The sequence below is a fragment of the Streptococcus criceti HS-6 genome (assembly GCF_000187975.2).
GTDB lineage: Bacteria > Bacillota > Bacilli > Lactobacillales > Streptococcaceae > Streptococcus > Streptococcus criceti.
Genome location: NZ_AEUV02000002.1, coordinates 1,775,163 through 1,787,021 on the forward strand (window position 1 = coordinate 1,775,163; position 11,859 = coordinate 1,787,021).

10 protein-coding genes and 1 pseudogene are annotated in these 11,859 nt (G+C 42.2%); 1 reads left to right on the forward strand and 10 read right to left on the reverse strand.

The features are described 5' to 3' along the window. Nucleotides 1-66: 66 nt before the first annotated feature. The 4 genes from STRCR_RS08315 to STRCR_RS08330 form a co-directional block, all read right to left on the reverse strand. A complete protein-coding gene (locus tag STRCR_RS08315; RefSeq protein WP_004227110.1) occupies nt 67-960 on the reverse strand; it encodes a ketose-bisphosphate aldolase in 894 nt (297 codons plus the stop codon). Nucleotides 961-988: 28 nt separating this feature from the next. Beyond that, a complete protein-coding gene (locus tag STRCR_RS08320) occupies nt 989-2,080 on the reverse strand; it encodes a PTS fructose transporter subunit IIC (protein ID WP_004228918.1) in 1,092 nt (363 codons plus the stop codon). Nucleotides 2,081-2,092: 12 nt separating this feature from the next. After that, a complete protein-coding gene (locus tag STRCR_RS08325) occupies nt 2,093-2,410 on the reverse strand; it encodes a PTS fructose transporter subunit IIB (RefSeq protein WP_004229762.1) in 318 nt (105 codons plus the stop codon). Nucleotides 2,411-2,666: 256 nt separating this feature from the next. Continuing rightward, nucleotides 2,667-3,134 (reverse strand): PTS sugar transporter subunit IIA, encoded by a 468-nt coding sequence (locus tag STRCR_RS08330; RefSeq protein ID WP_004225791.1) that lies wholly within the window; start codon nt 3,132-3,134, stop codon nt 2,667-2,669. A 219-nt stretch (nt 3,135-3,353) separates the two neighbouring features. Here STRCR_RS08330 and STRCR_RS08335 point away from each other — a divergent pair, with 219 nt between their 5' ends. Further along, nucleotides 3,354-5,270, forward strand: a complete 1,917-nt coding sequence (locus STRCR_RS08335; RefSeq protein ID WP_004228126.1) for a BglG family transcription antiterminator — start codon at nt 3,354-3,356, stop codon at nt 5,268-5,270. A 68-nt stretch (nt 5,271-5,338) separates the two neighbouring features. Here the strand turns inward: STRCR_RS08335 and STRCR_RS08340 are convergent, their stop codons facing one another. From STRCR_RS08340 to metK, 6 genes and pseudogenes are all read right to left on the reverse strand, one after another. Further along, nucleotides 5,339-6,379 (reverse strand): LLM class flavin-dependent oxidoreductase, encoded by a 1,041-nt coding sequence (locus tag STRCR_RS08340; RefSeq protein WP_004229252.1) that lies wholly within the window; start codon nt 6,377-6,379, stop codon nt 5,339-5,341. A 189-nt stretch (nt 6,380-6,568) separates the two neighbouring features. Further along, nucleotides 6,569-7,195 (reverse strand): nitroreductase family protein, encoded by a 627-nt coding sequence (locus STRCR_RS08345; protein WP_004225264.1) that lies wholly within the window; start codon nt 7,193-7,195, stop codon nt 6,569-6,571. A gap of 96 nt (nt 7,196-7,291) precedes the next feature. Next, nucleotides 7,292-7,519, reverse strand: a pseudogene (locus tag STRCR_RS12465) (peptide-methionine (R)-S-oxide reductase); the annotation flags it as partial. 103 nt (nt 7,520-7,622) lie between these two features. Next, nucleotides 7,623-8,258, reverse strand: coding sequence for an SDR family oxidoreductase (locus STRCR_RS08350; protein ID WP_004226414.1), 636 nt, complete (start codon nt 8,256-8,258; stop codon nt 7,623-7,625). A gap of 455 nt (nt 8,259-8,713) precedes the next feature. Then, on the reverse strand, nt 8,714-9,973 hold the full coding sequence (locus tag STRCR_RS08355; protein ID WP_004225790.1) for a UDP-N-acetylglucosamine 1-carboxyvinyltransferase: 1,260 nt from the start codon (nt 9,971-9,973) through the stop codon (nt 8,714-8,716). Nucleotides 9,974-10,340: 367 nt separating this feature from the next. Next, a complete protein-coding gene (gene metK / locus STRCR_RS08360) occupies nt 10,341-11,528 on the reverse strand; it encodes a methionine adenosyltransferase (RefSeq protein WP_004227152.1) in 1,188 nt (395 codons plus the stop codon). Nucleotides 11,529-11,859: the final 331 nt, after the last annotated feature.

An 11,859-nucleotide genomic window follows, 5' to 3' on the forward strand; every position in this document is an offset into this window, starting at 1 on the left:
GATTGTTGTCTCAAATGGTCTTTTATAGTTTATCTGACAATTACACTATGAGCCACGACATGCTTTTTACAAAAATTCTGCTCTCCAAGGTGACAGTTTCTTATAGAGTGGCGCTTTACCAAGGGCGTCGAATAATTGATTCTTATGGTGAACTACTTTCTTGCCTTCTTCAATGCAAACCGGGAATAAATTGTTGGGATCCCAGCCTTCATCATTAGCTAAGACTTCTCTGACTTTGTTAAAAAAGGCATGTTTGAAATCAGAGGAAATATTAACCTTGGAAATACCATTTTTAACAGCTTCTGCAATTTGTCCATCAGGGTTTGATGAACCGCCATGCAGTACTAAGGGGACCTCGACCTGACTAACAATATCCTTTAAAATATCAATCCGAATTTCAGGGGTGACATTTTTAGGATAAATACCATGAGCCGTACCAATTCCGACGGCTAGCGTATCGACACCTGTTTCTTCAACAAATTGCTTGGCATCATCCGGCTTAGTATAAATACCATTCTTTAGGCCATCTTCAACTGCGCGTCCTGTCTGACCGATGGTCCCCAGTTCTCCTTCAACACTAACGCCCACTCTATGACACATCTCAACAGTTTTTCTTGTGATATCAACATTCTCATCCCAAGATAAGAGAGAACCATCTATCATCACTGAGCTAAAGCCATTATGAATTGCCCTTGCAACGCTATCTAAATTATCACCATGATCTAGGTGAAGAACAAAGGGAATTTGACTGTTTTTAATCCGTTGCAGAATGTAGGCAAAGAAATCATCTTTGCAGTAAAAGACTTCCGTAGGATGAACCTCAATAATGGCCGGAGCATTATCTGCCTCACATTGTTCAATCACAATTCTAGCCAATTCTAAATTTGAAATATTATAGGCCCCAACAGCAAATTTATTTTCCTGAGCAATAGCTAACATTTGTTCCATATTGATTAACATAATCATTTCCTCCAAATTTTTCTCTAGTTTACTCAAAGGTCAATCCCGACAAATCAACTTCTTCCTCGCTGTCATCCAAATCAAGATCTTCTTCATCTTCAGCTCTAGCTTTCTTTAAAATAACTAAGAGCACTGCTGTCACGCAGGAACCGATTAAGAGAGCAAGGATGGCTACTAGAGGTCTCGACATGGCAGGAATAACAAATACACCTCCTGATGGAACAGGGCTACCATTATCAAAAGCGTAACTAATGGCTCCCGTGACACCACAGCCTAAAGAGGTCGCAATAACTGTACGAATTAAATCATTCATCGCAATAGGAATGACGCCTTCTGAAATCATGCACAATCCCATTGGGAAGGCTACCTTAATGGCATTGATTTCTTGTTTGGAATAAATTGGTTTTTTGACAATTCTGGATAAGAGGTAAGCGAAAGTGACACCAATCGGGGGTACCATGGCAGCCAGTACCTTAATTCCTTCAGGACCTGTAATCCCATCTAGTAACAAGCCATCACAGATAAGATTTGGAACCTTCGAAATGGCACCACCGTAATCAAGACAGCCGATAAAACCGATAATAAAACCGTACAGCGCTTTCTGAGACTGATCTAATCCCTTAATAAATCCTGTTAAAGCAGCCGTTGCGACTGTCAGAGGAGCTCCAAGTACAAAAAACATAATCAGACCACCGATAATAGCGGATAGGGTTGGAATGATCATCATAGGCATGAGTGCTTGAGCCCAATTCGGTACTTTCAAATACCTCTTGACTAAGAGTGCAATGTAACCCGAAATAAAGCCACCGATGATTCCTCCTAGGAAACCAGCGCCTAAAAAAGATGCAATCTGACCCATTAAAAATCCAGGTGCAATACCAGGCCTGTCTGCGATGGAATAGGAGATATACCCACCAATAAAGGATGGCAAGAGACCCATCCCAAATACCCCCAATGTTGTCATCGCATCAGGAATAGACATGGATTTTAAACTATCAACATTCTGACCTCCCATCAAATTTCCGATGGCAATTAAAAGTCCCGAAGCGACAACCAATGGAAGCATATAGGATATGGCCGTCATCAAGTGGCGCTTTATTTCTTGACCAACTTTCTTCATCTTAACTCCTCCTTATTTTTTAGCTTGCAATTTTGCTTCTACCTCTTCCAACAATTGTTTTGGAGCCTTAACAACAACAGAGGTAGGTACTTTAATGGTTGGCAGGCCTTTAAAACGATCATTACCTGTTGTTTGGATATCAACAGCTAAGATAGCGACATCGGCATTTTTAATATCTTCAGTGCTCAGTTCATCTTCCACACCGATTGTTCCTTGCGTTTCAACATGGATTGTATGCCCTAAAGATTCAGCAGCACGAATAAGTTTTTGCTTAGCAATATAGGTATGGGCAATCCCTGATGTGCAAGCAGCTACAGCTACAATTTTCATTTTGATACCTCCTTCATTAAGATACAAAGGGACGGTTCGCTTTAGCGAAAATTCCCGACAGAAAAATAGAAGATTGGCCGGAAATCCTGATTTCCGAGACAAGCTGTCTTTTTTCCAAGGGAATTAGTCCCGTGTTCAATTCCTAAGATACAAAGCCGTTAAGCGACTCAAAGAATTTTAGGGACCTAACGAAGAATCAGTAAGATTCTAGGAAGGCCTGTCTAATATCGCAGCATCGCAAGTGGTAGACTCAATTTTATTTCAAGAGCTCAATGAGTTCTTCTTTCGATGAGACCTTATGAAGCCTATCAATAAAGCCATCGTCAGCCAGTAACATTGCAACCTTTTGCAGCAATTTTAAGTGAAGCGTATTTGAATCCCTGTCCCTTACTGCAAAAAGGATGACTGCTGTCACGGGCTCACTATCAAGGCTCTCCCATTCAATGGGAAATTTTGATAAACCGATGGCAATCGTTGTATGGCTAACGGCAGGAGATTTCCCGTGTGGAATGGCGACACCTTGACCGATTCCAGTTAGCCCTTCTGTCTCTCGAAAAAGGACATCTCTGATAAAAGCCTGCTTATCACTAACATCCTGATGCTTATACAATAAATCAGTCAGTTCCTCAATAACCCCTAACTTTGTTCTTGATTTTAAATCAAGTGAAATTAAGTCGGGAGTCACTATTGTTGATATATCCATATCTATTTTATTAGAGCTCATTCCCCACTTCTCCTTTCTATCGCGCTTATTTTCTTTACCTATAATCCTACATCTTCAATGGTTTGCTGTCACTAACTCGTTTTTCCATTAGATATGTACTTTTATGTGTAAAATATTTTCACGCTTATCACCATTTTTGTAGGAAATTATGTAAAAAGGACTCTGTTGCTTTTGTGTTATATTTATAATAGAAATAAGGTTAGATTGGAGGATTACATTATGTCCAAATTAGATTACGCAAGATTAGATAATATCTTAAACTACCTCATAACCAAGCATCTTCCAGTCTCTCAGGATATTCTTTGCAAAGAGCTGAATATTTCCAGCAGAACCTTAAGACATGATATTAAGATGATTAACGACTATATTAGCGATAATGGTGCTGAAATTGAACTAGTTCGGCGAAAGGGCTATCTGCTTAACTATACCGATAAGGAGAAATTTGAATACTTTTGGCATCATGATGACCAAGGGACGTTCTTATTTACATCAGCTAAAAATAGAATTGATTTCTTATTGAGAGTTTTTCTGACTACCGATAATTATGTTCGTCAAGACTATCTTTTAAATACCTTCTATATCAGCCAAAACACTCTCTATAATGATTTTAGAAGCCTGAAGCAGCTCCTAGCCCCCTACCACATTCAGATTATTAATAAGAGCAATGTCGGTTACTACATTTCAGCTGAGGAGAGCGATATTCGCTCCGCCATTCTAAATTTAATTTTTCGAGATAATCTCTATGACTTCATCTCTGGGAAAAATAAGTCAGTCAGGGATATCTGTAATAATATTGACTATAAGACCTTTTCGACAATCTTCTATAATTTCATAGATGGCATTAAATTAAATAGTACCGATTTTTTTGAAAGAAATAGTTTTTCTGCGATTCTTTTAACCCTCAGCCGTATTAAATATGGACATCAGTTACATACAGCATTTAAGCCAGAGCTCAAATTATCTCCTCCGTATCAGAGTGAATTTAATGAGTTTATCTCGGCGTTAAATGAGACTTTTCAGATTAAGCTATCAGCTTATGAACAGTCTTACATCCTTTTCATTCTTTCCGAAAACTATCCAAATATCATTGAACGGCTCAACCTTAGCGAAGATAATATTCAATTAGCACACGATATTGTCCAATCACTACTCAATCACCTTGACCAAAAAATTTCAGATGCTTGGATTTATGATAATAATCTCAAAAGCAATCTCACTAACCATATTATCCGTGCTTTAAATGTCCTTGTGATCAAAGGTAACCGAACCAACCCGATTAGCCAGCATATCAAAAATAATTTTCCTTACGCTTTTGATTTGGCCGCTAGCGAAATGTCTAGGATAGAAAATATTTTTCAGTTAACTTTCTCCGAAGATGAAATAGCTTACATCGCCTTATATTTTGCTAATGCTATTGAAAAATACAAAAATTCATCCCGCGATAAAATCAAAATAGCCATCATCTGCGGTACCGGAAAAATTTTGAGTTCCATTATTCAAACAAGGCTGGAACGTTATTTCCCCAATTTAATTGACAGTATTGATAACTTGTCACTGAAGGAATTTGACAGCACTGACAAAAGTGCTTACGATCTCTTTGTAACGACTATTCCAATTAAGGTAAGTGATAAGATTTATTATTTCGATATTAGTAATTTTGAACAAAACTTTAAGGATTTGGAAAAAATTATCCGTTCCAAGCGAACAACTTTGCAACTTTTTAATCCTTTATTTATAAAAACTTTTCCTGATAAAATTACAAAGACAGACCTTATAAAAACTCTAGCCAATGAATTGCTTCAAAAAGGCTATGTTACCGAGTCTTTTGCGCAAGATGTGTTTAAAAGGGAGGAGATTTCGAACACTGTCTTAGACAATATCGTAGCTATTCCTCATCCTATTAACCATAGTGTCAAGAAAAGTGTTATCTCAGTGGCCATTATTCCCAAAGGTATTTACTGGAACCAGAGTCATATTAAATTCGTCTTTTTACTGGCTATCAGACCAGAGGATATCAAATCCCTAGAGTATATTTATGAAAAACTTTTAGACTTTACAACATCAAAAGCTCTGCAAGAAGACCTATTAAGGAATAAGGATATGAAAACACTCGGTAAAATTTTTAACACTGAATAAACCAACTGCAATGCCTTTGAGCGCTAAAAGACCGCCCAGATTATTCTGAGCGGTCTCTTTTATGATTCTTAAAATCGATCTACTGCTGCTTTAAGCAGGGCAAAGGAATGTATCTGTGCAGCTTGGTCATAGATATAACTGTTAACAATGAGTTCATCAAATTCAACCCTGTCTTTTAATTCCTGAATTTGCTGGCTCACTGTCGTTGAATCACCTATCAAGGAAACCTGCGACATCTGCTTGACAATCATTTTTTCCCGATGGATAATATCTTCGCGCTGAAAGGCAATCGGGCCAAAATGCGGAACCTTAGTCGCTTCCACATAAGATTGCCAAACCTGCTCTTCACTATCCAGTGGCGGCTGTAAACCATTTGGCTGACCTGTCACTATTCCTAGAAAAGACTGCAGTTGAGTCGTTGCCAAACGCTGCGCTTCTTGATTGCTATCAGCAAGAATGGCATTGGCTCCCAAGATAACGTAAGGCTGATCCAAAGAGTCAGATGCTTGGAAATTTCTCCGATAAATAGCTATCGCTTCTTCCATCATAGCTGGTGCAAAATGGGAGGCGAAGGCATAGGGAAGACCTAACTTGGCTGCCAGATAAGCACTGTCCGTGCTGGAACCCAAGATATAAAATGGCAGTGCGAGTCCTGCTGCCGGGTAGGCGTGAACAGGATTGCTGTCATAAAAGTAACCAGCTAGCTCAGCCAGATCTTCCGCAAAATGGGGATTGAGATCATCTGTCCGGCGGAGAGCTCGAGCGGTCACCATATCTGTCCCTGGTGCTCTGCCCAGACCTAGATCAACGCGATTAGGATACAAGGTCTCCAAGGTCCCAAACTGCTCAGCTACTATATAAGGACTGTGGTTGGGAAGCATAATACCACCAGAGCCGATACGTATATGATTTGTATTAGCTAGGGCGTGCTGCATGAGAAGGACTGTAGCACTAGAAGCCACACTTTTCATATTGTGATGCTCAGCAATCCACAGACGATGATAGTTCAGTTCCTCAAGTTCTTGCGCCAGAGTCACCATATCTGTCATAGCTGCTTGGTAGTCTTGTCCTTGCCGCAGCGGCAGGAGATTTAAAACGGAAACTTTCATTATTACTACTTTCTAAATTTTAGAATAATAGACTTGTTCGAAAACTAAAGCATTTCAGAATTGCTAATACTACAAACCCACTCAGCTTAACCATTTTAAATATTCTGATTAAAGTTTTAGGGCTTTTCGCATGCAGGTGTCATGAGTTTGACCGTACTCACTTTGGTTATCAAACAAATCTAATCTATCTTACATAAAACTGGTAATCGTTTCAGCTCTAAGTCGAACAGAGTCATGACCGGTCTCTTTAGCCTGACCAATGGAAAGAATCATAACCGGCACATAGCGCTCCTTGTCCAAATCAAAGGTCTCCGCCAGATGTTCAGCGGCAAAGCCACCAATTGGATTGGTGTCATAACCATGAGCACGAGCAATCAGCATCAGCTGCATAGCAGCTAGGCTGGCATCAACCTTAACGATACTGGTCATGGCTTCCTTAGTCAAAGACTGATACATAGGGATAATAACTGACAGCTGCCGCTCCCGCACATCGGCTGACATCTTTCCTTGATCAACAGCTGTATCATAGATAGTCTGACCGTATTCATAGCATTGCAAATCTCCAAAAATCAGTATCATAGCGGAAGATGTATCATTTTGAGTCTGGTTGCTGCCGACAAGAGGAGCCAATTTTTCCTTTCCTTCCGGACTATCCACTACAACGAAACGCCAAGGCTGCATATTGACAGAAGACGGAGCGGTCACCGCCTCATCAATCATCGCCAGCATTTCTTCGCGGGGAATCTTAACCGTGTCATCATAGAGACGAATTGAGCGACGGCCAAAAATAATAGCATCAAAATTATTGGTTTTCATTTTTTTATTCTTTCTTAAAAATCTTCATCCAGTCGCCGCCATTCTCACATAAGATCACAGCATGCCCCCACCACATTGATGCAGCGGCTAAGTGCTTTTATCGAGCGAGCTATCATAAAAAATGTGTTCCAAATGGGATTGGCCTGTCGACTCCGAACTTCGACCCGTTTCATGCCATAAGAGGTATCCGCATGATTGAAACTATACGGCTTTCAATCTGTTCGGTGAAAACTGGCCATCGGCAGCTAGACTGATATTTATCAGCGATGAAAAAAGAGGCTCTCCACTCATAATAGAGATTCTCTTTTCAAACAAATTATCATAGGCTGTTTAAGAAGCATCCTAACGTGGCATATTACATGACTTCGCAACCTGGCTTTCCAGCGCATAGTGCATCGCACAGATTTTCTTCTGCCGCAAGAGCTTCCTATAGTTTTGCCATACCAGCATCAATACTTTCAGTACCTGACAGCATTTGAATGATCTTTCCCTTAGTATTTGGATACTGGATGATTTTGGCCAACACTTCTGCCACATCAGGAATAGGATTGCGGCCAACCTTTTCAGGAGCAAAGGTTACCAGCCCAGTTCCTGCTTCTTCCGCTAAGCCGCCTGGCTGCAGGATTGTATAGTCTAGGTCTGTCTGATGTACCAGGTAATTATCGGCAAAAAACTTAGCAATATTATAGTCCGTCAATTGGTCTAAGCCCGCTTGGTTCCACTTTTCTGGCTCTGTCGCAAAGAGAGAACTGAGCATGATATAGCGTTTGATGCCGGCTAATTGAGCTGCTTGCATTGATTTGACAGCGCCGAAAGCATCAGTTTGCAAGAGATCCTTACCTCGTGAACCCGCTAAGAAATAAATGACATCCATACCGCGCAGGCTCTTAGCCAAATCCGCTACAGAATCATGGAGATTGAAGGAGATAGGCTTGACCTTTTCAGTTTCCTCGACCTTGGATAAATCTCTAACGCCCGCGTAAACCGTATGACCAGCCGAGACCAGACGTTCAGACAGTTCACTTGCGACTCGGCCGTTGGCTCCAATAATAAAAATTTTCATTGTAATTCTCCTTAGAATATTTGCTTTAGTAATCACCAAAGGCTAGATGGATTTATTCTATCGTTTTATTAAAGTTCTGTCCAAAAATTGCTACCGGAAGGAGGTAAACAAAAAAACGGGAGTAGGATCAACCCAAAAATTGAAAATTTTGGTTCTCTCCACTCCATGATTTTAAGATGATGACCTGAAACGGTCGCTTTCCAGACCGTTTTGACACTTGCTTTGCAAGTTTTATTCCCGATTAAAAAGGTCTCCCAGACCTTTTTAACCCACCCCCACACAGTTGACTAGGTTTTCCGCTTTGGCCTTGTGGAAAAATGGAGGTCAACTGTCTGGGAGACAGTTGAAGATTGTAGATAAGGCTAGCAGAGCTAGTCTCACTGCCAACCACTGCGCCAAAAGTTTATTCCAAAACAAGAAGACTGGACGATTTTTTTGCCCAGCCTCATCTTTGCTTATTCTTCCACCAATTTAATATCTGCTCCCAAGGCTGTCAATTTTTCAATAATATTGGCATAGCCTCGCAGGATAAATTCAATATTGGTGATCTCAGTCTGTCCCTTAGCCATTAATCCAGCCGTTACCAAGGCAGCTCCAGCCCGCAGGTCGGTTGCCTTAACTGCTGCTCCAGTCAATTGACTTGGGCCATTGTAGACGATTTTACCTCCTAGAACTGTGATATCAGCCCCCATGCGAGCCAGTTCTGGCACATGATTAATACGTTTTTCATAGATAGTATCAAGGATAGTTCCTCGACCGTGGGCTGTCAATAAGAGCGGAGTAATCGGCTGTTGCAAATCAGTCGCAAAGCCCGGATAAGGTGAGGTCCGAACAGAAATGGCCTTGAGGTTCTCCTGCTTTTCAACATAGATTGCATCTTCGTCAACGGTCATCCGAACGCCCATTTCCTCCAGTTTGGAAATAAAGCTATCCAAGTGTTCGTAGAGGACATTGGTAATACGGACACCCTCACCAATAGCCGCCGCCATGGCGATATAGGTACCAGCCTCAATTCGGTCTGGAATGACTTGGTGACGGGTCCCGCCTAGACGTTCAACGCCATCAATGGTAATGATATTGGTTCCAGCTCCACGAACATGCGCTCCCATATTATTAAGTAAGGTCGCTACATCAATGATTTCAGGCTCTCTGGCAGCATTTTCAATCACGGTTCGGCCTTGGGCCTTGACCGCTGCCAGCATAGTATTGATCGTCGCACCAACGCTGACTGTATCCATATAGATATGAGCCCCTTGCATGGGCTTACCACCAGTCGCCAAACGCATAGCTTCTGCTTCATAGGAAATACTGGCTCCCATGGCTTCAAAAGCCTTAAGGTGTAGGTCAATCGGACGTGGGCCCAAATCACAACCACCAGGCAGACCGACGACAGCCTGACCAAAGCGACCTAGGAGACTTCCATAAAAGTAATAAGAAGCTCGCAGACTATTGATTTTACCGAATGGCATGGGCATATCTTTGACACCGCGCGGGTCAATTTCAAGCGTTTCACCATCACGCTTGACCTTAGCTCCCATGATCTCCATGATTTCTACCAGACTGTCTACATCACTGATGGCAGGCACTCCATCCAGAGTCACGGGATCATCTGCTAGAATAATGGCGGGAATCAGAGCAACAACAGAATTTTTCGCACCTGATACAGCCACTTCACCTGAAAGCGGCCTACCTCCATTGATAATAATTTTTCGCATACCTTATTTTCTTTCTATCACTTGAATTCAACCTTTTCATTATAGCAGAGATTAAGGAATTTGACAACGAGTGGCAAATATCTCATAAAAATAGGATAGTTCTCAGCATAAGTTCCAATCCTCAGAGAGAGACCGAAGATTACATTAGGCTGAGACTTAATGCTGTCTGAGTTTATCTGCCTTTCTCAACCCAAATTTTCTGTTCTAAAATGTCTGGAACCTAATCTGGGAATCTAGCTTTACTCAAATTAATGGTTGCCCAATCTTAACGGTGGAGTGGCAGGATCGTACTGCTTTTTAGGAATCTGAGTGGGACTATTTCTTGACACAAAAAAACTACACCCGTTCAGGAGTGTAGTTCGTTTGCTTAGTTGACAGCTGCTTTGAGGGCATCCACCTTGTCCAATTTTTCCCATGGCAGGTCGATATCGGTTCGGCCCATGTGGCCGTAAGCTGCCGTTTGGCGATAGATGGGCCGTTTGAGATCCAGCATTTTGATAATACCAGCTGGTCGCAAATCGAAGTTTTCTCTTACTGCTGCTTCTAGCTTGCTTTCAGAAACTTGACCAGTTCCAAAGGTATCCACCCGAACAGAAACCGGATGGGCCACACCGATGGCATAGGCCAACTGAACCTCAGCCTTGTCAGCCAAACCGGCAGCGACAATATTTTTGGCGATATAACGAGCGGCATAAGAGGCCGACCGGTCAACCTTAGTGGCATCCTTACCTGAGAAGGCACCGCCGCCGTGGCGGGCGTATCCACCGTAAGTATCCACAATAATCTTACGGCCGGTCAAACCAGAGTCCCCTTGAGGGCCGCCGATAACAAAGCGGCCAGTTGGATTGATATAAAACTTGGTCTTATCATCCAAATACTGAGCCGGAATAACAGCCTTGATAACCTGCTCAATAACATCCGCATGAATTTGTTCTTGAGTGACATCAGGGTCATGTTGCGTAGAGATGACTACCGTATCCACACGGACAGGTTTGTCATTCTCATCGTACTCAACCGTTACCTGAGACTTGGCATCAGGTCGCAGGTAGCTGATAGCCCCTGACTTTCGCAAATCAGCCAATTTTTTGACTAACTTGTGGGATAAGGAGATAGGCAGCGGCATCAGTTCGGGCGTTTCATTGACAGCAAAGCCAAACATCAGCCCTTGGTCTCCTGCTCCAATCAAACTCAGTTCATCATCGTGACCCTCACGTGCTTCCAAGGCATTGTTAACTCCTTGAGCGATATCTGGCGACTGCTCAATCAATGACGGGTGTACCCCCACCGAATCGGCTGCAAAACCGTAATTAGCATCCGTGTACCCAATATCAGCAATAGTATCGCGTACCACGCGGTTGATATCGACATAGGCGGTTGTGGAGATTTCACCAAAGACATGGACCGAACCTGTATAAACAGCTGTTTCCGCTGCTACATGAGCGTCTGGATCCTGCTCCAAAATCGCATCTAAAACGGCGTCTGAAATTTGGTCGGCAATCTTATCAGGATGCCCTTCCGAAACTGACTCAGACGTGAAAAGTTTACGTTCTGACATAAAAATGTCCCCCCTTAAAAAATAAAATGTGCCAACTGAGGTCGCTCCAAGGACAAATATGCTGACTGGCCAATTCGGCTTGGCTTATAGAACTAACGCCAAATGACCAAATACTTGGTGTCAGGCTTTTTGCCGAGTTACGACGGGTCTTTTTTCTGTTACTTCGAGTAACCAAAAAATTTAGTAAGTTGGCTACAAGGAAGGCGAGATACGCCCTCCTTGGTGATGAGTTACGACGTCCTTGAAGCGCTTCGCATTAAAGCACTTCAAAAAACGAGTAAGTCGACTAGCCAGACTGCCTGACAGCGGCCCGGCGTCAAATGACGAGACA